This window comes from Pseudomonas citronellolis (genome assembly GCF_001586155.1).
Classification (GTDB): domain Bacteria; phylum Pseudomonadota; class Gammaproteobacteria; order Pseudomonadales; family Pseudomonadaceae; genus Pseudomonas; species Pseudomonas citronellolis.
Genome location: NZ_CP014158.1, coordinates 5,248,891 through 5,270,525, shown reverse-complemented (window position 1 = coordinate 5,270,525; position 21,635 = coordinate 5,248,891). Strand labels below are relative to the sequence as shown.

Here is a 21,635-nt window from a genome sequence, read left to right as displayed (position 1 = left end):
GGTTTCGGATCTGCCGCCTCACGCGGCAGATTCTTTATTTGTCAGTTGGAAAAAAAAGGACTCCATGAAACGCTTTCTGTTACCCGCGGCTCTTTCCGCGTTGATGATCGCCCAGGTTCACGCAGAGTCCTTCACAGTTTCCGACATCCGCGTCAACGGCCTGCAGCGCGTATCCGCGGGTAGCGTGTTCGCCGCCCTGCCGCTGAACGTCGGTGACCAGATCGATGACCGCCGTCTGGTCGAGGCGACCCGCTCGCTGTTCAAGACCGGCTTCTTCCAGGATATCCACCTCGGCCGCGATGGCAACGTACTGGTCATCGACGTGGTCGAGCGCCCGTCCATCTCCAGCATCGAGATCGAAGGCAACAAGGCCATCAGCACCGAAGACCTGATGAAGGGCCTCAAGCAATCGGGCCTGGCCGAAGGCGAAATCTTCCAGCGCGCCACCCTCGAAGGCGTGCGCAACGAGCTGCAGCGCCAGTACGTGGCCCAGGGCCGCTACTCGGCCAACATCGAGACCCAGGTCACTCCGCAGCCGCGCAACCGCGTGGCGCTGAAGATCACCGTCAACGAAGGCACGGTGGCGGCCATCGCCCACGTCAACGTGGTCGGAAACACCGTGTTCTCCGACGAGGACCTGACCGGCCTGTTCGAGCTGAAGGAAACCAACTGGCTGTCCTTCTTCAAGAACGACGACAAGTATTCCCGCGAGAAGCTCTCCGGCGACCTGGAACGCCTGCGCTCCTACTACCTGGACCGCGGCTACATCCACATGGATATCGCCTCCACCCAGGTTTCCATCACGCCGGACAAGAAACACGTCTACATCACCGTCAACATCAACGAGGGCGAGAAGTACAAGGTCCGCGACGTGAAGCTGACCGGCGACCTCAAGGTGCCGGAAGAGGAAATCAAGAAGCTGATGCTGGTCGAGCCGGGCCAGGTGTTCTCGCGCAAGGTGATGACCTCCACCTCCGACCTGATCACCCGCCGCCTGGGCAACGAGGGCTACACCTTCGCCAACGTCAACGGCGTGCCCGAAGCCCACGACGACGACAAGACCGTGTCCATCACCTACGTGGTCGACCCGGGCAAGCGCGCCTACGTCAACCGCATCAACTTCCGCGGCAACACCAAGACCGAAGACCAGGTGCTGCGCCGCGAGATGCGCCAGATGGAAGGCGGCTGGGCCAGCACCTACCTGATCGACCAGTCCAAGCAGCGCCTGGAGCGCCTGGGCTACTTCAAGACGGTCAACGTCGAGACCCCGGCCGTTCCGGGCACCGACGACCAGGTGGACGTCAACTACAGCGTGGAAGAGCAGCCCTCCGGCTCCATCACCGCCAGCATCGGCTTCGCCCAGGATGCCGGCCTGATCCTCGGTGGCTCGATCAGCCAGAACAACTTCCTGGGTACCGGCAACAAGGTCAGCATCGGCCTGACCAAGTCCGACTACCAGACCCGCTACAACTTCGGCTTCGTCGACCCCTACTGGACCGTCGACGGCGTGAGCCTGGGCTACAACGCCTTCTACCGCAAGACCGACTACGACAAGCTCGACGTCGACGTCTCCGACTACTCGGTGAACAGCCTCGGCGCCGGCGTCAGCATCGGCTACCCGATCAGCGAGACCTCGCGCCTGACCTACGGCCTGACTGTGCAGCGCGACACCATCGACACCGGCGCCTACACCGTCGACGAGATCTTCGACTTCCTCGAGAAGGAAGGCGACAACTTCACCAACTTCAAGGCCTCCATCGGCTGGTCCGAGTCCACCCTGAACAAGGGCGTGCTGGCCACCCGCGGCCACTCGCAAAGCCTGGTGCTGGAATCGACCATCCCCGGCAGCGACCTGTCGTTCTACAAGCTGGACTACCGGGGCCAGATCTTCGCGCCGCTGTCCGACACCTACACCATGCGCTTCCACACCGAGCTGGGCTACGGCGACGGCTACGGCTCCACCGAGCGCCTGCCGTTCTACGAGAACTACTACGCCGGCGGCTTCAACTCGGTGCGTGGCTTCAAGGACAGCTCCCTCGGCCCGCGCAGTACGCCGAGCCGTGTCGTTGACCCGGCCACTGGCGCCGTGGTATCCGGGCCCGACGGCAAGGGCCGCTACACCGACCCGGACCAGGATCCGCAGGCCTTCGGTGGTAACGTGATGATCACCGGCGGCGCCGAACTGCTGTTCCCGCTGCCCTTCGTCAAGGACCAGAGCCAGCTGCGTACCGTACTGTTCTGGGACGTGGGCAACGTGTTCGACTCGGACTGCCCGCTGTCCACCACCCAGGGTTGCGACGGTATCAAGCTGAACGACATGGCCATGTCCGTGGGTGTCGGTCTGACCTGGATCACCGCGCTCGGCCCGCTGAGCTTCAGCCTCGGTACCCCGATCAAGAAGCCGGACAACGCGGAAACCCAGATCTTCCAGTTCTCCCTGGGGCAGACCTTCTGATTCGCCATCTTGTTGTATAGACAACCTAGCTTTGTGCAGGAGTGCAATGTGCGTAAGTTGACCCAGTTCGTCCTGATCACCGCCGCCCTGATGGCGAGCCCCGCGTTCGCCGACATGAAGATCGCGGTGCTCAACTACCAGATGGCGCTCCTCGAGTCCGATGCGGCCAAGCAGTACGCCGTCGATGCCGAGAAGAAATTCGGCCCGCAGCTGAGCAAGCTGCGCGCCCTGGAAAGCGACGCCAAGGCCCTGCAGGACAAGCTGGTCAATGGCGGCAGCAAGCTGTCCAAGTCCGAGCGCGACAAGGCCGAGGACGACTTCAAGCAGAAGGCCCGCGACTTCCAGTTCCAGTCCAAGGAGCTGAACGAAGCCAAGGCCTCCGCCGACCGCGAAATGCTCAAGAAGCTCAAGCCGAAGCTGGACCAGGCCGTCGAGGAAACCATCAAGAAGGGCGGCTACGACCTGGTGGTCGAGCGCGGCGCGGTGGTCGACGTCAAACCCCAGTACGACATCACCCGCCAGGTCATCGAGCGGATGAACCAGCTGCGCTGATGATGAGCCCGCGGTCCCATACCCTCGCCGAACTGGCCGCTCAGCTCCAGGCGGAGCTGCGTGGCGACCCGGCCGTGGTCATCCACGGCCTGGCCACCCTGCAGGACGCAGGCCCGGAGCAACTGAGCTTCCTGGCCAACCCGCAGTACCGCAAGTTCCTGGCCGACAGCCGGGCCGGCGCGGTGCTGCTCACCGCCGCCGACGCCGAAGGCTTCACCGGCAACGCGCTGGTGGTGCCCGACCCCTACCTGGCCTACGCCGGGCTGTCGCACCAGTTCGATCCCAAGCCCAGGGCGCCTGCCGGCATCCATCCCACCGCGGTGGTCGATGCCAGCGCCAGCGTCGATCCCACTGCCAGCATCGGCCCCTACGTGGTGATCGAGGCCGGCGCGCAGATCGGCGCCGGCGTCACCCTCGGCGCCCACTGCTTCGTCGGTGCGCGCAGCGTGATCGGCGAGGGCGGCTGGCTGGCCCCGCGCGTGACCCTCTACCACGACGTGCGCATCGGCAAGCGCGTGGTGATCCAGTCCGGCGCGGTGCTCGGCGGCGAAGGCTTCGGCTTCGCCAAGCAGCAGGGCGCCTGGCAGAAGATCGCGCAGATCGGCGGCGTCACCATTGGCGACGACGTCGAGATCGGCGCCAACACCACCATCGACCGTGGTGCGCTGTCCGATACCCTGGTTGGCAACGGCGTCAAGCTGGACAACCAGATCATGATCGCGCACAACGTGCAGATCGGCGATCACACCGCCATGGCCGGCTGCTGCGGGATTTCCGGCAGCGCCAAGATCGGCAGGCATTGCATGCTCGCCGGCGGCGTCGGCCTGGTCGGGCACATCGAGATCTGCGACAACGTCTTCGTCACCGGCATGACCATGGTCACCCGCTCGATCACCGAGCCGGGCGCCTACTCATCCGGCACGGCCATGCAGCCCGCCGCTGAATGGAAGAAGAGCGCTGCCCGTATTCGCCAGTTGGACGACATGGCCCGTCGTCTGCAACAGCTGGAAAAGCGCCTGGCCGCCGTGACCCCGAGCGGAGACACTCCATCTGATGCGTGAGTCACGCATTTTTTGGCGTTTCCCTTTTCTGAACAGGCTCCCCTGAACATGATGGACATCAACGAGATTCGCGAATACCTGCCTCATCGCTACCCCTTCCTGCTGGTGGACCGGGTGGTAGAGCTGGACATCGAAGGCAAGCGCATTCGCGCCTACAAGAATGTCAGCATCAACGAGCCGTTCTTCAATGGCCACTTCCCGCAGCACCCGATCATGCCCGGCGTGCTGATCATCGAGGCCATGGCCCAGGCGGCCGGCATCCTCGGCTTCAAGATGCTCGACGTGAAGCCGGCCGACGGCACCCTGTACTACTTCGTCGGCTCCGACAAGCTGCGCTTCCGCCAGCCGGTGCTGCCGGGCGACCAGTTGAACCTGCATGCCCAGTTCATCAGCGTGAAGCGCGGCATCTGGAAGTTCGACTGCCACGCCACCGTCGATGACAAGCCGGTGTGCTCGGCCGAAATCATCTGTGCGGAACGCAAACTATGAGTTTGATCGATCCTCGCGCCATCATCGATCCGCGGGCAAAGCTGGCCGACGACGTAGAGGTGGGCCCCTGGTCCATCGTCGGGCCGGATGTGGAAATCGGCGAAGGTACGGTGATCGGTCCGCACGTGGTGCTCAAGGGCCCCACGAAGATCGGCAGACACAACCGGATTTTCCAGTTCTCCAGCGTCGGCGAGGACACTCCCGACCTGAAGTACAAGGGCGAGCCGACTCGCCTGGTGATCGGCGACCACAACGTGATCCGCGAGGGTGTGACCATCCACCGCGGCACCATCCAGGACCGCTCGGAAACCACCATCGGCGACCACAATCTGTTCATGGCCTACGTCCACGTCGGCCATGACAGCGTGATCGGCAACCACTGCATCCTGGTCAACAACACCGCGCTGGCCGGCCACGTGCACGTGGACGACTGGGCGATCCTCTCCGGCTACACCCTGGTGCACCAGTTCTGTCGCATCGGCGCCCACAGCTTCTCCGGCATGGGCACCGCCATCGGCAAGGACGTACCGGCCTACGTGACCGTCTTCGGCAACCCCGCCGAGGCGCGCAGCATGAACTTCGAGGGCATGCGCCGCCGCGGCTTCAGTGCCGAGGCCATCCACGCCCTGCGCCGGGCCTACAAGGTGGTGTACCGCCAGGGCCTGACAGTGGAAGAGGCGCTCGCCGAGCTGGCCGAATCCGCCGCGCAGTTCCCGGAAGTCGCGGTGTTCTGCGACTCCATCCAGAGCGCCACCCGCGGCATCACCCGCTGACCATGGCGGCGGGCACCGGCAAGCTGCGCGTCGCCCTGGTGGCGGGCGAGGCCTCGGGGGACATCCTTGGCGCCGGCCTGATGCAGGCCCTGCGCGAACGCCACCCCGAGGTCGAGTTCATCGGCGTGGGCGGTGCGCGCATGCAGGCCCAGGGCCTGGTTTCCGAATTCCCCATGGAGCGCCTGGCGGTCATGGGCCTGGTCGAGGTCCTCGGCCGCCTGCGCGAGCTGCTGCGCCGGCGCAAGGACCTGATCCGCAACCTGATACTCGCGCGCCCCGACGTCTTCATCGGCATCGACGCGCCGGACTTCAACCTCGGGCTGGAGCTGCAACTGCGCCGCGCCGGCATTCGCACCGTGCACTACGTCAGCCCCTCGGTCTGGGCCTGGCGGCAGAAGCGCGTGCTGAAGATCAAGCAGGCCTGCGACCTGATGCTGGCTCTGTTCCCCTTCGAGGCGAAGTTCTACGAAGAGCACGGCGTGCCGGTGCGCTTCGTCGGCCATCCGCTGGCCAACACCATCCCCCTGGAAGCCGACCGCGCCGCCGCGCGCGCGCAGCTCGGCCTGCCGGCCGACGCCCAGGTGGTGGCGCTGCTGCCGGGCAGCCGCGGCGGCGAGGTGGGCAAGCTCGGCGCGCTGTTCCTGGATACCGCCGAACGCCTGCTGCAGCAGCGCCCGGGCCTGCACTTCGTGCTGCCCTGCGCCAGCCCCGAGCGGCGCGCGCAACTGGAGCAGATGCTGCAGGGCCGCCAGTTGCCGCTGCAACTGCTCGACGGCCAGTCCCACGAGGCCCTGGCCGCCTGCGATGCGGTACTGATCGCCTCCGGCACCGCGACCCTCGAAGCGCTGCTGTACAAGCGGCCGATGGTCGTGGCCTACAAGGTCGCGCCGCTGACCTATGCCATCCTCAAGCGCCTGGTGAAGAGCCCCTACATCTCGCTGCCGAACCTGCTCGCCGGGCGCCTGCTGGCCCCCGAGCTGATCCAGGACGCGGCGACCCCCGAGGCCCTGGCGCAACACCTGTTGCCGCTGCTGGACGACGGCAGCGCGCAGACCGAATCCTTCGACGCCATCCACCGCGCCCTGCGCCAGGATGCGTCCGCGCAGGCCGCCGAGGCGGTGCTCGCCCTGGTGGAGAAACGCTGATGCAGATGGGCCTGGATTTCGACCTGGTCGAGGAACTGGTGGCCGGGGTCGACGAGGTGGGCCGCGGCCCGCTCTGCGGCCCGGTGGTCACCGCCGCGGTGATCCTCGACCCGGCGCGGCCGATCATCGGCCTGAACGACTCGAAGAAGCTCAGCGAGGCGCGTCGCGAGGCGCTGTTCGACGAGATCCGCGAGAAAGCCCTGGCCTGGTTCATCGCCCGCGCCGAGGTCGAGGAGATCGACCGGCTGAACATCCTCCACGCCACCATGCTGGCCATGCAGCGCGCGGTGGAGGGCCTGAGCGTCACCCCGAAACTGGCGCTGATCGACGGCAACCGCTGCCCGAAACTCAGGGTGCCGGCGGCCCCGGTGGTGCAGGGCGATGCCAAGGTGCCGGCCATCGCCGCCGCCTCCATCCTGGCCAAGGTCTCCCGCGACCGCGAGATGCAGGAAATGGAAGCCCTCTACCCGGGCTACGGCATCGGCGGGCACAAGGGCTACCCGACGCCGGTGCACCTGGAAGCCCTCAAGCGCCTGGGCCCGACGCCCATCCACCGGCGCTCCTTCGCCCCGGTGCGCGCGCTGCTGGAAAGCCCGTCCGGCATCCTCTGAGCGCCGCAGGGCGGCAGTGGCGATCTGAAGCCTGTAGCTTTGCGGAGCGGGCCGGTACAATCGGCCGCTTATCGTTTCCGCGTTGCATAGGACCACCATGACCGCCTCCTTCGTCCACCTGCGTCTGCACTCCGAGTACTCCCTGGTCGACGGCCTGGTCAGGGTCAAACCGTTGTGCAAGGCAGTGGCCGGCGCCGGCATGCCGGCGGTGGCGATCACCGACCAGAGCAACATGTGCTCGCTGGTGAAGTTCTACAAGACCGCCATGGGCGCCGGCATCAAGCCGATCTGCGGCGCCGACATCTGGCTGGCCAGCCGCGACGAGGACGGCCCGCTCAGCCGCCTGAGCCTGCTGGTGATGAACGCCAAGGGCTACCGCAACCTCACCGAGCTGATCTCCCGCGGCTGGCAGGAAGGCCAGCGCAACGGCGAGATCATCATCGAGCGCGACTGGGTGAAAGAGGCCGCCGAAGGCCTGATCGCGCTATCCGCGGCCAAGGAAGGGGAGATCGGCCATGCCCTGCTCGACGGCGAGGACGCGCTGGCCGACTCGCTGCTGGCCGAGTGGATGGAAGTCTTCCCCGACCGCTTCTACCTGGAAGTGCAGCGCACCGCGCGGGTCAACGACGAGGAACACCTGCACGCCGCCGTGGCGCTGGCCGAGCGCAGCGGCGCGCCGCTGGTGGCCACCAACGACGTGCGCTTCATCAAGCAGGAAGACTTCGAGGCCCACGAGACCCGTGTGTGCATCGGCGAAGGCCGCGCCCTGGACGACCCGCGCCGCTCGCGCAACTACTCCGACCAGCAGTACCTGAAATCGCCGGCAGAAATGGCCGAGCTGTTCAGCGACCTGCCCGAGGCCCTGGAAAATACCGTCGAGATCGCCAAGCGCTGCAACATCGAAGTGCAGCTGGGCAAGTACTTCCTGCCCAACTTCCCGATTCCCATCGAAGGCATGGACATCAACGACTACCTGCGCCATGTCTCCTACGAGGGGCTGGAGGAGCGCCTGGCGGTGCTGCTGCCCAAGGACACGCCGAACTACGAGGAAAAGCGCCAGGTCTACGTCGACCGCCTGGAGTTCGAGTTGGGCACCATCATCCAGATGGGCTTCCCCGGCTACTTCCTGATCGTGATGGACTTCATCAAGTGGGCCAAGAACAACGGCGTGCCGGTGGGGCCAGGCCGGGGTTCGGGTGCCGGCTCGCTGGTTGCCTACGTGTTGAAGATCACCGACCTCGACCCGCTGGCCTACGACCTGCTGTTCGAACGCTTCCTCAACCCCGAACGTATCTCCATGCCCGACTTCGACGTGGACTTCTGCATGGAAGGCCGCGACCGGGTGATCGACTACGTGGCCGACGCCTACGGGCGCAACGCGGTGAGCCAGATCATCACCTTCGGCTCCATGGCCGCCAAGGCGGTGGTGCGCGACGTGGCGCGGGTGCAGGGCAAGTCCTACGGCCTGGCCGACAAGCTGTCGAAGATGATCCCCTTCGAAGTCGGCATGACCCTGGACAAGGCCTTCGAGCAGGAGGAAATGCTCCGCGACTTCCTCAAGTCCGACGAGGAAGCCCAGGAAATCTGGGACATGGCCCTGAAGCTGGAAGGCGTCACCCGCGGCACCGGCAAGCACGCCGGCGGCGTGGTGATCGCGCCGACCAAGCTCACCGACTTCTCGCCCATCGCCTGCGACGAAGAGGGCGGCGGCCTGGTGACCCAGTTCGACAAGGACGACGTGGAGGCCGCCGGCCTGGTGAAGTTCGACTTCCTCGGCCTGCGCACCCTGACCATCATCAAGTGGGCGATGGAGATCATCCATCGCATCCAGCGCAAGGCCGGCGACGAGAACCTGGTCGACATCGACCGCATCCCGCTGGACGACAAAAAGACCTACGACCTGCTGCAGAAGGCCGAGACCACCGCGGTGTTCCAGCTGGAATCGCGCGGCATGAAGGAGCTGATCAAGAAGCTCAAGCCGGACTGTCTGGAAGACCTGATCGCACTGGTGGCGCTGTTCCGTCCCGGCCCGCTGCAGTCGGGCATGGTGGACGACTTCATCAACCGTAAGCACGGCCGCGAGGAAATCTCCTACCCGCACCCGGACTACCAGTATGCGGGCCTGGAGCCGGTGCTCAAGCCCACCTACGGCATCATCCTGTACCAGGAACAGGTGATGCAGATCGCCCAGGTGATGGCCGGCTACACCCTCGGCGGCGCGGACATGCTGCGCCGCGCCATGGGCAAGAAGAAGCCCGAGGAGATGGCCAAGCAGCGCGGCGGCTTCATCGAGGGCTGCGCCAACAACGGCATCGACAAGGACCTGGCGGGCAACATCTTCGACCTGGTGGAAAAGTTCGCCGGCTACGGCTTCAACAAGTCGCACTCGGCCGCCTACGGCCTGGTGTCCTACCAGACCGCCTGGCTGAAGACGCACTGGGCCGCGCCCTTCATGGCCGCGGTACTCACCGCGGATATGCAGAACACTGACAAGGTGGTGACGCTGATCGAAGAATGCCGGCACATGAAGCTGCGCATCGTCGCCCCGGACGTGAACAACTCCGAATTCCGCTTCACCGTCGACGACGACAACCAGATCGTCTACGGCCTGGGCGCGATCAAGGGCGTCGGCGAAGGCCCGGTGGAAGCCATCACCGAATGCCGCGCCGAGGGCGGGCCGTTCAAGGACCTGTTCGACTTCTGCGACCGCATCGACCTCAAGCGCATCAACAAGCGCACCCTCGATGCGCTGATCCGCGCCGGCGCCCTGGACCGCCTGGGGCCGTATTTCCACGAAGAGCCCAAGGCCTACCTGGCCGATATCGACCGCAACCGCGCGGTGCTGCTGGCGTCCATGGAGGAAGCCATCAAGGCCGCCGAGCAGACCTCGCGCAGCCACGACAGCGGCCACATGGACCTGTTCGGCGGGCTGTTCGCCGAGCCGGAAGCCGACGTTTACGCCAACCACCGCAAGGCCAAGGAACTGACCCTCAAGGAACGCCTGAAAGGCGAGAAGGACACCCTCGGCCTGTACCTCACCGGCCACCCGATCGACGAGTACGAAGGCGAGGTGCGCCGCTTCGCCCGCCAGCGCATCGTCGAGCTGAAGCCGGCGCGCGACACCCAGACCGTGGCCGGGCTGATCGTCAACCTGCGGGTGATGAAGAACAAGCGCGGCGACAAGATGGGCTTCGTCACCCTCGACGACCGCTCCGGGCGCATCGAGGCCTCGCTGTTCGCCGAGGCCTTCGCCGCCAACCAGGGCCTGCTGCAGACCGACGCCATGGTGGTGATCGAGGGCGAGGTCAGCCAGGACGACTTCTCCGGCGGCCTGCGCCTGCGCGCCAAGCGCGTCATGGGCCTGGAGGAGGCGCGCACCGCGCTGGCCGAGAGCCTGCGGCTGAAGGTCGCCGCGGATGCGCTCAAGGGCGACCGCCTGCGCTGGCTGGCCGAGCTGTGCGGCCGCCATCGCGGCAACTGCCCGGTCACCGTCGACTACAGTTCCAGCGACGCCCGCGCCCTGCTGCAGTTCGGCGACGACTGGCGCATCGACCCGGCCGATGCGCTGATTCAGGCATTGCGTGACCAGTTCGGACGCGACAACGTCTTCCTCAACTACCGCTAGCGTGGCCGGTGGCCGAACGCCGCCCGCCCGCCAGTCTCGACCCTGGGCGCCCGATACCGTAAGGTAGGGCGCCATACGGACCAGGCCCTGCCGCCATTCAGCACGACGGATAGCCCATGAACCCGAACTTCCTCGATTTCGAACAGCCGATCGCCGACATGCAAGCCAAGATCGAAGAGCTGCGTCTGGTCGGCAACGACAACTCCATCAACATCAGCGATGAAATCGCCCGCCTGGAAGACAAGAGCCGCGCGCTGACCGAGAACATCTTCGGCAACCTGAGCAGCTGGCAGATCGCCCAGCTCGCGCGCCACCCGCGCCGGCCCTACACCCTGGACTACATCGAGCACATCTTCACCGAGTTCGAAGAACTGCACGGCGACCGCCACTTCGCCGACGACGCCGCCATCGTCGGCGGCGTCGCCCGCCTGGACGAGCAGCCGGTGATGGTCATCGGCCACCAGAAGGGCCGCGAAGTGCGCGAGAAGGTGCGCCGCAACTTCGGCATGCCGCGTCCGGAAGGCTACCGCAAGGCCTGCCGCCTGATGGAAATGGCCGAACGCTTCAAGATGCCGATCCTGACCTTCATCGACACTCCCGGCGCCTACCCGGGCATCGACGCCGAAGAGCGCGGCCAGAGCGAGGCCATCGCCTGGAACCTGCGCGTGATGGCGCGCCTGAAGACGCCGATCATCGCCACCGTCATCGGCGAGGGCGGCTCCGGCGGCGCCCTGGCCATCGGCGTCTGCGACAACCTGAACATGCTGCAGTACTCCACCTACGCGGTGATCTCCCCGGAAGGCTGCGCCTCGATCCTCTGGCGCACCGCCGAAAAGGCCCCGGAAGCCGCCGAAGCCATGGGCATCACCGCGGCGCGCCTGAAGGACCTGGGCATCGTCGACACCGTGATCCCCGAACCGCTGGGCAGCGCCCACCGCGACCCGGCCGCTGCAGCGGAAAGCATCCGCAACGCGCTCAAGTCGCAGCTGGGCATGCTCAAGGGCCTGAGCACCCAGGAGCTGCTGGCGCGCCGCTACGAGCGGCTGATGAGCTACGGGATCGCTTGAGGGCGGCTGGAAGCTGGAAGCTGGAAGCTGAAGGCAAGAGCGAAAAGCCCGCCTCCCTCACGCTCTTCGGCTTCCAGCTTCCAGCTTCCAGCTTCCAGCTTCCAGCCCCCTGTCCCCTCTATGCCCCTACCATCCCGCCTGCTCTCCGCCCTGGCCCCCTGGCGCCAGGCCCCGGCGTGGCGGGTAGGCTTCTCCGGTGGGTTGGATTCCTCCGTGCTGTTGCACCTGCTGGTACAACTGACCAAGACTGAATCCCTGCCGCCTCTGTCCGCCATCCATGTCCACCACGGCCTGCAGGCCGCGGCCGACGCCTGGCCGGCGCACTGCGAGGCGTTCTGCCGCGAGCTGGGCGTTCCTCTGCTGGTCGAACGGGTAACGGTACCGACGGGCGCGAGCCTGGAGCAGGCCGCGCGTCGTGCACGCTACGAGGCTTTTGCGAAACACCTGAAAACGGGCGACTGCCTGCTGGCCGCCCAGCACCGCGACGACCAGGCCGAGACCCTGCTGTTCCGCCTGCTGCGCGGCGCCGGTGTGCGTGGCCTGGCCGGCATTCCCGCAGCCCGGCCGCTGGGGCGAGGCATGCTGCTGCGGCCCTTGCTGGACGTCTCCCGCGCCGAACTCGAAGCCTACGCTCGCGAGCATGGCCTGCGCTGGATCGAAGACCCGTCCAACACCGATACCGCCTTCGCCCGCAACTACCTGCGCCAGCGCGTGCTGCCGCTGCTCGCCGAGCGCTGGCCGCGGGCTGTGGATAACATCGCCCGCAGCGCCGCGCACCTGGCCGAGGCCGAGGCGCTGCTGGCCGAACTGGCGCAGCAGGACCTGGCGGCGGCGCTGCCCGGCAACGACTTCGACTGGCTGCATGTACCTTCGCTGGCCCTCGCGCCGCTGCTGGCGCTTGGCGAAAGCCGCCAGCGCAACGCCCTGCGCCACTGGCTGGCGCCCTTCACGCCGATGCCGGACAGCGCCCACTGGGCCGGCTGGCAGGCCCTGCGCGATGCCGCCGGGGATGCCGCGCCGGTCTGGCGCCTGGGCGGCGGCGAGCTGCAGCGCAGCGGCGGGCGGCTCTGGTGGCTGTCGGGCGCCTGGCTGCAGGCGCCGGCGTGCGAGCTGCCCTGGGACGACCCGTCGCAGCCCCTGGCGCTGCCCGGCAATGGCCTTCTGCACCTGGAAGGTGCACCGCCCGTCGGGCCGCTGCGGGTGACCTGCCGGCGCGGCGGCGAGCAGCTGGAACTGGCCCAACGCGGCCACCGCGACCTCAAGCGGCTGCTCAACGAAAGCGCCGTGCCGGCCTTCGTCCGGCCGCGGCTGCCGCTGCTCTGGCGCGGCGGGCAACTGCTCGGCGTGGCCAACCTGCCGGCGCTGCGCCAGGCCGGCGAGACGGGCTGGCGCCTGCGCTGGACAGCCCCGACGAATGACCCGGGTTTGAGCTGAAAGGGCCTTTCCGGTAGACTACGCTCCCGTCTTGTACCGCTCCCGTCGATTCCCACGGAATCGGCGGGAGTTCGCTATTGAGCGCGGCATGCGCCGCGGTTTGGGCCGCGGCCCATTCATTCGCTTCCCCGGCGGCCCAGCCGCCTAAACGCTGACATTCAGGGCTTTTCATGACGCGCTACATCTTCGTCACGGGTGGTGTTGTTTCTTCATTGGGGAAAGGCATCGCCTCGGCTTCCTTGGCTGCCATTCTGGAAGCGCGTGGCTTGAAGATCACGATGCTCAAGCTGGACCCCTACATCAACGTCGATCCGGGCACCATGAGCCCGTTCCAGCACGGTGAGGTGTTCGTCACCCACGATGGCGCCGAGACCGACCTCGACCTGGGCCATTACGAGCGCTTCGTGCGCACCACCATGACCCAGAACAACAACTTCACCACCGGCCGCGTCTACATGGACGTGCTGCGCAAGGAGCGCCGCGGCGACTACCTGGGCGCCACCGTGCAGGTGATCCCGCACATCACCGACGAGATCAAGCGGCGCATCATCAAGGGCGCCGGCGATGCCGACGTGGCCCTGGTGGAAGTCGGCGGCACCGTCGGCGACATCGAGTCGCAGCCGTTCCTCGAGGCGATCCGCCAGCTGCGCGTGGAAATCGGCTCGCGCCGCGCCATGCTGATGCACCTGACACTGGTCCCGTACATCGCCACCGCCGGCGAGACCAAGACCAAGCCGACCCAGCACTCGGTCAAGGAGCTGCGCTCCATCGGCCTGCAGCCGGACGTGCTGGTCTGCCGCTCCGACCACCCGGTGGACGTCTCCTCGCGCCGCAAGATCGCCCTGTTCACCAACGTCGAAGAGCGCGCGGTCATCTCCCTGGAAGACGTCGACACCATCTACCGCATTCCGTCGGTGCTGCATGCCCAGGGCCTGGACGACATCGTCGTCGAGCGCTTCGGCCTGGAGTGCGGCCCGGCCGACCTGTCCGAGTGGGACCGGGTGGTCGACGCCAAGCTCAACCCCGAGCGTGAAGTCACCATCGCCATGGTCGGCAAGTACATGGAACTGCTCGACGCCTACAAGTCGCTGATCGAGGCCATGACCCACGCCGGCATCCAGAGCCGCACCAAGGTCAACCTGCGCTACATCGACTCCGAGGACATCGAGCAGCAGGGCACCGGCCTGCTCGACGGCGCCGACGCCATCCTGGTCCCGGGCGGCTTCGGCCTGCGCGGCGTGGAAGGCAAGATCACCGCCGTGCAGTACGCCCGCGAGAACAAGGTCCCCTACCTGGGCATCTGCCTGGGCATGCAGGTGGCGGTCATCGAATACGCCCGCAACGTGCTGGGCTGGAAGGACGCCAACTCCACCGAATTCGACAAGTCCAGCGGCCACCCGGTGGTCGGCCTGATCACCGAATGGCAGGACTCCACCGGCGCCACCGAAGTGCGCACCGAGGCCTCCGACCTGGGCGGCACCATGCGCCTGGGCGCCCAAGAATGCCAGCTCGAAGCCGGCACCCTGGTGCACGACTGCTACGGCAAGGACGTGATCGTCGAACGTCACCGCCACCGCTACGAAGTGAACAACAACCTGCTGCCGCAACTGCAGGAAGCCGGCCTGAAGATTTCCGGCCGCTCCGGCGACGGCGCCCTGGTGGAAGTGGTCGAGTCCCCGGACCATCCGTGGTTCGTCGCCTGCCAGTTCCACCCGGAGTTCACCTCCACTCCGCGTGATGGCCACCCGCTGTTCAGCGGCTTCGTCAACGCCGCCCTGAAGCAAGCCGGGAAGGCCTGAACATGAGCCAGAAGATCATCCGCGTCGGCGACATCCAGATCGGCAACGAGCTGCCCTTCGTGCTGTTCGGCGGCATGAACGTGCTGGAGTCGCGCGACCTGGCCATGCAGGTCTGCGAGGAATACGTGCGGGTCACCGAGAAGCTCGGCATCCCCTACGTGTTCAAGGCCAGCTTCGACAAGGCCAACCGCTCGTCCATCAACTCGTACCGCGGTCCGGGGCTGGAAGAGGGGCTGAAGATCTTCGAAGAGATCAAGAAGACCTTCAAGGTGCCGGTCATCACCGACGTCCACGAGCCCTTCCAGGCCGCCCCGGTGGCCGAGGTCTGCGACATCATCCAACTGCCGGCGTTCCTGTCCCGGCAGACCGACCTGGTGGTGGCCATGGCCAGGACCGGCGCGGTGATCAACATCAAGAAGGCCCAGTTCCTCGCGCCCCAGGAGATGAAACACATCCTGACCAAGTGCGAGGAAGCCGGTAACGACCAACTGATCCTCTGCGAGCGTGGCTCCTCCTTCGGTTACAACAACCTGGTGGTGGACATGCTCGGCTTCGGCATCATGAAGCAGTTCCAGTACCCGGTGTTCTTCGACGTGACCCACGCCCTGCAGATGCCGGGCGGCCGCGCCGACTCCGCCGGCGGCCGCCGCGCCCAGGTCACCGACCTGGCCAAGGCCGGCATGAGCCAGGGCCTGGCCGGCCTGTTCCTCGAGGCCCACCCGGACCCCGAGCACGCCAAGTGCGACGGCCCGTGCGCCCTGCGCTTGAACAAGCTCGAGCCTTTCCTGTCCCAGCTCAAGCAGCTGGACGACCTGGTGAAGAGTTTCCCCACCATCGAGACCGCCTGAGAACCTGACAATGTCTGCCTGCGCTTGCCCATGCTGCGTTGGAAACAATCGAAAAGATGCTCATTTACTCTATGTAAACTGCGCTTTTTCGCTTGCTTCCGCCTTGCCTGAGCTGCGCTCGGCGAGACCTTGAACAGGTTCTAAAGTCTCACCAGCCGCCCCGTTTATCTATCTTCGGAGTGTTATCAAGAATGGCAAAGATCGTCGACATCAAGGGCCGTGAGGTCCTGGACTCCCGCGGCAACCCGACCGTTGAAGCGGACGTGATCCTGGACAACGGCATCGTCGGCAGCGCCTGCGCCCCGTCCGGTGCTTCCACCGGTTCCCGCGAGGCACTCGAACTGCGCGATGGCGACAAGAGCCGTTACCTGGGCAAGGGCGTGCTGAAGGCCGTGGCCAACATCAACGGCCCGATCCGCGACCTGCTGCTGGGCAAGGACCCGGTCGAGCAGCGGGCGCTGGACCAGGCGATGATCGAACTCGACGGCACCGACAACAAGGCCAAGCTGGGCGCCAACGCCATCCTGGCCGTGTCCCTGGCCGCCGCCAAGGCCGCCGCGCAGGCCAAGGGCGTGCCGCTGTACGCGCACATCGCCGACCTGAACGGCACCCCGGGCGTGTACTCCATGCCGGTGCCGATGATGAACATCATCAACGGCGGCGAGCATGCCGACAACAACGTCGACATCCAGGAGTTCATGGTCCAGCCGGTAGGCGCCAAGACCTTCGCCGACGCGTTGCGCATGGGCGCCGAGATCTTCCACCACCTCAAGGCCGTGCTGAAGGCCCGTGGCCTGAGCACCTCGGTGGGCGACGAAGGCGGTTTCGCACCGAACCTGGCTTCCAACGAAGACGCCCTGGCCGCCATCGCCGAAGCCGTGGCCAACGCCGGCTACAAGCTGGGTGACGACGTGACCCTGGCCCTGGACTGCGCCTCCAGCGAATTCTTCAAGGACGGCAAGTACGACCTCGAAGGCGAAGGCAAGGTGTTCGACGCCGCCGGCTTCGCCGATTACCTGGCCGGCCTGGCCGAGCGCTTCCCGATCATCTCCATCGAAGACGGCATGGACGAGTCCGACTGGGCCGGCTGGAAAGTCCTCACCGACAAGATCGGCGGCAAGGTGCAACTGGTCGGCGACGACCTGTTCGTGACCAACACCAAGATCCTCAAGGAAGGCATCGAGAAGGGCATCGGCAACTCCATCCTGATCAAGTTCAACCAGATCGGCTCGCTGACCGAGACCCTCGAAGCCATCCAGATGGCCAAGGCTGCCGGCTACACCGCGGTGATCTCGCACCGCAGCGGCGAAACCGAGGACAGCACCATCGCCGACCTGGCCGTAGGCACCGCCGCCGGCCAGATCAAGACCGGTTCGCTGTGCCGTTCCGACCGCGTGTCCAAGTACAACCAGCTGCTGCGCATCGAAGAGCAGCTGGGCGCCAAGGCGCCGTACCGTGGCCGCGCGGAATTCCGCGGCTGAGGCTAGTCTGGTACGGTGAAGGGGTGGCGCGAGCCACCCCTTCGCACATGGAGTCCACAATTGCGTCTGAGTAAGCTGCGCAGCCCCTACTGGCTGTTCCTCGTCCTGCTCCTGGGCCTCGCCGGCCTGCAGTATCGCCTGTGGGTAGGGGACGGCAGCCTGGCGCAAGTGCGCGAGCTGGAGAAGCAGATCGCCGACCAGCAGGGCGAGAACCAGCGCCTGCTCGAGCGCAACCGCATCCTCGAGGCCGAGGTGGCGGAACTGAAGAAAGGCACCGAGACGGTCGAGGAGCGTGCCCGCCACGAACTCGGCATGGTCAAGGACAAGGAAACCCTCTACCAGCTGGCGCAATGAAATTCCGCGACATCTCCCTGCCGGCCTTCTGGGCCGTGATCCCCGCCGCGGGCATCGGTTCGCGGATGCGCGCCGACCGCCCCAAGCAATACCTCGACCTCGCCGGCCGCAGCATTCTCGAACATACCCTCGACTGCTTCCTCGGCCACCCCATGCTCAAGGGCCTGGTGGTCTGCCTGGCGCCTGACGATCCCTGGTGGCCGAACCTGCCCTGTGCCGCCGACCCGCGCATCCTGCGTGCCGAAGGCGGCCGCGAGCGCGCGGACTCCGTACTCAACGGCCTGCTGCTGCTCAACGAACGGGGCGCCGCCAGCGACGACTGGGTGCTGGTGCACGACGCGGCGCGACCGAACCTGAGCCGCGGCGACCTGGACCGGCTGCTCGGCGAACTGGACAACGACCCGGTGGGCGGCCTGCTCGGCGTGCCGGCGCGGGACACGCTCAAGCGCGTCGGCGCCGATGGCCGGGTGCTGGAAACCGTCGACCGCAGCGTGGTCTGGCAGGCCTACACGCCGCAGATGTTCCACCTCGGCGCCCTGCACCGCGCCCTGGCCGATGCCCTGGTGGCGGGGGCGGCGATCACCGACGAGGCCTCGGCGATGGAGTGGGCCGGCAACGCGCCGAAGATGGTCGAAGGCCGCGCCGACAACATCAAGGTCACCACCCCGGAAGACCTGCAGCGGCTGCAACGGACTTTCGGAAAACGCTGAAACCATGAAGCGCCTTGCGAGGTTCCTGCCCAGGCTCGAAGGCGACTTGCACCGCATCCTGCGCTGGGCCGGCGACGGCTGGCGCATGCCCTGGCTGTGCCTGGGCCTGGCGCTGCTGGGTACCTGCACCGCCGCCTACCCGATCACCTCTGTGGTGGTGCCGGCGGTCCTGGTGGCGCCACGGCGCTGGGGCGGCATAGCACTGAGCGCCGCCTTGGGCAGCGCGCTGGGGGCGCTGCTGCTGGTGATCGTCCTGCACCACATGGGCTGGGCCAGCCTGTACGCCCATTTCCCGCAATTGCTGCAGGACCCAAGCTGGGCGCAGGTGATGGACTGGACCCGCCGCTACGGCCTGCTGGCGCTGTTCCTGGTGTCCATCTCGCCGCTGCCGCAGACGCCGGCGTTGGTGGTGCTGTCCAACGTGCCGCTGCACTATCCCGGCGTGCTGCTGGCGATCTTCACCGGCAAGTTGCTCAAGTACCTGGCATTCGCCTGGGTCGGCTCGCGCTTCCCCGGGCACATCCACGATTTCCTGCACCGCCACGGCCGCAATACCGGCCGTGGCGATTCGGCCTAGGCGGGCCTTGCCCGCGATTTCGCGCGCAGGGCGCGCTCCTACAAGGTGGGGTTGTGCGTAGGAGCAATTGTTTATTGGGTTCCCGCGAACGCGGGAACCCAATAAACAACGTAGGAGCGGTGTGGGCGCTTTTCGTAGGAGCGAGCTTGCTCGCGAATGAGCCCGCAGCGGAGTCCGTTCGCGAGCAAGCTCGCTCCTACGAGAAACCCCGCCCGCATGGGGATCGCCAGGGCTCACCCCAACAACGGCACCTCGATGAGAAAACGGAACAGCGCCCCATGCTGTTCCACCGCCAGGCAGTTGTAACCGTGGCGCTTTGTATCCTCGGGGATGCCGTGCACCGACTGCGAGCAGTCGGTGACCACTTCCAGCAGGTCGCCCGGCTTCAGCGTCTCCAGGGTTTCCAGGGTGGCGATGGCGTTGTACGGGCAGTGCTCGCCGCGCAGGTCAAGCGACAGCGTCGGCGTCTTGTTCGCGCTCATTGGCGGGTTTCCTCGAATGGGTGAAACGGTTGGCGTTCAACTGTACCAGCAGCATGCACAGCGCCAGGCCGGCGAAGGTCAGCAGCAGGCCGCCGCCGGGACCGAACATCTGCAGCAGGTTGAGCTTGGGATAGGGTAGGGCCAGGGCGCTGCCCAGCGCATCCCAGTACACCGCCACCAGGGTGCCGCCGATGACGTTGCCGACGCCGACCACCCAGAAATGCACCTGGCCTTCCATCGAGCGGTACATCCAGCCGGTCTCGCAGCCGCCGGCGAGGACGATGCCGATGCCGAACAGCACGCCGCCGATCACCGCGTTGGGGCCCATCCAGAAGGTCTTCGGCGCCACGCCCAGGTGGATCGCCGCGAAGGTGCCGACGCAGGCCGCGGCCATGCCCAGCAGGATGCCGAAGGCGGCCTTGGTCCGGCCGGTGGTCCAGAGGTCGCGGGCGGCGCTGGTGAAGCAGATCTGCGCGCGTTCGATCAGGCCGCCGAACAGCAGGCCGAACAGGGTGGCCAGGCCCAGCACCAGCGACACCTCGAAGCGCCAGGCGGCGAACAGCGCGGCCACGGCCAGCACCGCCAGGCCCAGGCGCCACTGCACTTTCGCGCGGCGGGCGAGGCTGGCCGCGTCGGGCAGGCTGGCGGCCTTGCCGGTGACCTTCAGCGGCGTGCGCAGGAACGGCAGCAGGCTCAGCTTCACGCCGAACCAGGCGCCGATCACGGTGGAAAGCATGAAGGCCCAGGCATGCACCGAGAACATCGGGATGCCGGTGAAGAACGCCGCCAGGTTGCAGCCCATGGCCAGGCGCGCGCCGAAGCCGGCGATGATGCCGCCCACCAGGCCCTGCAGCAGGCGGCGTCGGCTGGTCGGCCAGCGCAGGCTGACGTTGCCGGCCCAGAGCGCGCAGCACAGCGCGCCGAGGAACATGCCGATGATCATCACCCCGTCGATGCGGTCCAGCGGCGTGCCCTGCAGGCCGATGATCTTGAAGTAGCTCCAGTCCTGCACCGGCACGCCGAACCAGGACAGCACGTGGCCGCCCCAGCGGGTGAACTCCCCGGTGACGGCCCAGAAGGTCCCGGTCAGGGCGAAGTAGTAGGCAGAGGCGACGCCGAGCGCGACCAGGGTCGGCAGCGGTGACCAGAAGCGCAGCAGGTAGCGCTCGCGGAAGGCAGAAAGAGCGGACATGGCGGCATCCTTGGCAGGGTAGCGTGGTAAACCGGTAATTCTAACCGAATCGCCGGAAACCACCCTGTTTCAGGACAACCCCGGATGCGTCCGCTGCAGGCCGTCCTTGAGGAAGTCCACCAGTTGCCGCACCTTCGGCGACAGATGCCGCTGCTGTGGGTACAGCGCCCAGACCGCGGTGTTCGGCGGCTGGTGTTCCTCCAGCAGGGAAACCAGCCGCCCGCTGCGCAGGTGCTCCAGCACGTAGTAGTCCGGCAACTGGCACAGGCCGAAGCCGCGCAGCGCGGCGTCGAGCACCGCCTGGCCGCTGTTGCAGCGCCAGTTGCCCTGCACGCGGTGCTGCGTCTCGCGGCTGTCCTCGAGGAAGGTCCAGATGTCGCTGCTGCCCACCAGGCAGTTGTGCTGCGCCAATTCTGCCGGCGAACGCGGCGCGCCGTGGCGCTCCAGGTAGCCGGGCGTGGCGCACAGGTACATCAGCCGCGGCGCCAGGCGCGTGGCCACCAGGCGCGAGTCGCTCAGGCGGCCGAGGCGGATGGCCAGGTCGAAGCCCTCGTGGAGCAGGTCGAGCTGGCGGTTGGACAGCTCGATGTCCACCCGCAGCTGCGGGTAGTCGGCCATGAAGGCGTTCACCAGCGGCACCACGAAGCGCTCGCCGTAGGCCACCGCGCAGGTCATGCGCAGCAGGCCCTTGGGCTCGGCGGAGAGGTCGCTGACCGCGCGCAGCGCCTCGTCGCGGGCGTCCTGCAGGCGCTGGCAGTGTTGCAGGAAGGTCTGCCCGGCTTCGCTCAGCGACACGCGGCGGGTGCTGCGGTAGAGCAGACGGGTCTGCAGGCGTTCCTCCAGGCGGGCGATCTGCCGGCTGACGTGGGAGGAGGACACGCCCAGGCGTTCGGCGGCGGCGGTGAACTGCCCGGTTTCCGCCACCGCGACGAATTCGTCGAGGCCTTCCCAGCGATTCATCTGGATTGTCCCTGTATGGC

General features: G+C 66.7%; 19 protein-coding genes. 16 read left to right on the top strand and 3 right to left on the bottom strand.

What is annotated here, in order from left to right; translation table 11 throughout:
* Window positions 1-64 precede the first annotated feature (64 nt).
* From bamA to PcP3B5_RS23050, 16 genes are all read left to right on the top strand, one after another.
* Window positions 65-2,455: an outer membrane protein assembly factor BamA gene (gene bamA / locus PcP3B5_RS23125; RefSeq protein ID WP_043271184.1), complete on the top strand. Its 2,391-nt coding sequence runs from the start codon at window positions 65-67 to the stop codon at window positions 2,453-2,455.
* Between the two features lie 48 nt (window positions 2,456-2,503).
* The gene (locus PcP3B5_RS23120; RefSeq protein WP_009616651.1) at window positions 2,504-3,007 is read left to right on the top strand and encodes an OmpH/Skp family outer membrane protein; all 504 of its coding nucleotides are present in this window, start codon (window positions 2,504-2,506) and stop codon (window positions 3,005-3,007) included.
* On the top strand, window positions 3,007-4,068 hold the full coding sequence (lpxD, locus tag PcP3B5_RS23115; protein WP_043271182.1) for a UDP-3-O-(3-hydroxymyristoyl)glucosamine N-acyltransferase: 1,062 nt from the start codon (window positions 3,007-3,009) through the stop codon (window positions 4,066-4,068). The genes PcP3B5_RS23120 and lpxD overlap by 1 nt, the downstream gene beginning before the upstream one ends.
* Before the next feature lie 48 nt (window positions 4,069-4,116).
* Entirely contained in the window at window positions 4,117-4,557 is a 441-nt protein-coding gene (gene fabZ / locus PcP3B5_RS23110) for a 3-hydroxyacyl-ACP dehydratase FabZ (RefSeq protein ID WP_009616653.1), read from the top strand.
* Complete coding sequence (gene lpxA, locus PcP3B5_RS23105) at window positions 4,554-5,330, top strand: acyl-ACP--UDP-N-acetylglucosamine O-acyltransferase (protein ID WP_009616654.1); 777 nt, start codon at window positions 4,554-4,556, stop codon at window positions 5,328-5,330. Before fabZ ends, lpxA begins: the two co-directional genes overlap by 4 nt.
* A 2-nt stretch (window positions 5,331-5,332) precedes the next feature.
* Entirely contained in the window at window positions 5,333-6,475 is a 1,143-nt protein-coding gene (gene lpxB / locus PcP3B5_RS23100; protein WP_061562507.1) for a lipid-A-disaccharide synthase, read from the top strand.
* Window positions 6,475-7,086, top strand: a complete 612-nt coding sequence (gene rnhB / locus PcP3B5_RS23095) for a ribonuclease HII (protein ID WP_043271176.1) — start codon at window positions 6,475-6,477, stop codon at window positions 7,084-7,086. The genes lpxB and rnhB overlap by 1 nt, the downstream gene beginning before the upstream one ends.
* Window positions 7,087-7,183: 97 nt before the next feature.
* Complete coding sequence (gene dnaE / locus PcP3B5_RS23090; protein ID WP_009616667.1) at window positions 7,184-10,711, top strand: DNA polymerase III subunit alpha; 3,528 nt, start codon at window positions 7,184-7,186, stop codon at window positions 10,709-10,711.
* Window positions 10,712-10,827: 116 nt separating this feature from the next.
* The gene (gene accA, locus PcP3B5_RS23085) at window positions 10,828-11,778 is read left to right on the top strand and encodes an acetyl-CoA carboxylase carboxyl transferase subunit alpha (RefSeq protein WP_043271172.1); all 951 of its coding nucleotides are present in this window, start codon (window positions 10,828-10,830) and stop codon (window positions 11,776-11,778) included.
* A 120-nt stretch (window positions 11,779-11,898) separates the two neighbouring features.
* The gene (tilS, locus tag PcP3B5_RS23080) at window positions 11,899-13,212 is read left to right on the top strand and encodes a tRNA lysidine(34) synthetase TilS (RefSeq protein ID WP_043271170.1); all 1,314 of its coding nucleotides are present in this window, start codon (window positions 11,899-11,901) and stop codon (window positions 13,210-13,212) included.
* 170 nt (window positions 13,213-13,382) lie between these two features.
* Window positions 13,383-15,011 (top strand): CTP synthase, encoded by a 1,629-nt coding sequence (locus PcP3B5_RS23075; RefSeq protein ID WP_009616672.1) that lies wholly within the window; start codon window positions 13,383-13,385, stop codon window positions 15,009-15,011.
* A gap of 2 nt (window positions 15,012-15,013) precedes the next feature.
* The gene (kdsA, locus tag PcP3B5_RS23070; protein ID WP_043271168.1) at window positions 15,014-15,859 is read left to right on the top strand and encodes a 3-deoxy-8-phosphooctulonate synthase; all 846 of its coding nucleotides are present in this window, start codon (window positions 15,014-15,016) and stop codon (window positions 15,857-15,859) included.
* Between the two features lie 191 nt (window positions 15,860-16,050).
* Window positions 16,051-17,340, top strand: coding sequence for a phosphopyruvate hydratase (eno, locus tag PcP3B5_RS23065; protein ID WP_009616677.1), 1,290 nt, complete (start codon window positions 16,051-16,053; stop codon window positions 17,338-17,340).
* 75 nt (window positions 17,341-17,415) lie between these two features.
* Window positions 17,416-17,694 (top strand): cell division protein FtsB, encoded by a 279-nt coding sequence (ftsB, locus tag PcP3B5_RS23060; protein ID WP_024128518.1) that lies wholly within the window; start codon window positions 17,416-17,418, stop codon window positions 17,692-17,694.
* On the top strand, window positions 17,691-18,404 hold the full coding sequence (ispD, locus tag PcP3B5_RS23055; protein ID WP_043271166.1) for a 2-C-methyl-D-erythritol 4-phosphate cytidylyltransferase: 714 nt from the start codon (window positions 17,691-17,693) through the stop codon (window positions 18,402-18,404). Before ftsB ends, ispD begins: the two co-directional genes overlap by 4 nt.
* A 4-nt stretch (window positions 18,405-18,408) precedes the next feature.
* Complete coding sequence (locus tag PcP3B5_RS23050; RefSeq protein ID WP_051878960.1) at window positions 18,409-18,981, top strand: glycosyltransferase family protein; 573 nt, start codon at window positions 18,409-18,411, stop codon at window positions 18,979-18,981.
* A gap of 233 nt (window positions 18,982-19,214) precedes the next feature.
* On the opposite strand, the gene yedF is transcribed toward PcP3B5_RS23050, so the two are convergent.
* The 3 genes from yedF to PcP3B5_RS23035 all read right to left on the bottom strand — a co-directional run bounded on the left by yedF (window position 19,215) and on the right by PcP3B5_RS23035 (window position 21,615).
* Window positions 19,215-19,463: a sulfurtransferase-like selenium metabolism protein YedF gene (gene yedF / locus PcP3B5_RS23045; protein WP_009616683.1), complete on the bottom strand. Its 249-nt coding sequence runs from the start codon at window positions 19,461-19,463 to the stop codon at window positions 19,215-19,217.
* A complete protein-coding gene (gene yedE, locus PcP3B5_RS23040) occupies window positions 19,429-20,655 on the bottom strand; it encodes a selenium metabolism membrane protein YedE/FdhT (protein WP_051878958.1) in 1,227 nt (408 codons plus the stop codon). The genes yedF and yedE overlap by 35 nt, the downstream gene beginning before the upstream one ends.
* 69 nt (window positions 20,656-20,724) lie before the next feature.
* Entirely contained in the window at window positions 20,725-21,615 is an 891-nt protein-coding gene (locus PcP3B5_RS23035) for a LysR substrate-binding domain-containing protein (RefSeq protein ID WP_009616686.1), read from the bottom strand.
* Window positions 21,616-21,635 lie beyond the last annotated feature (20 nt).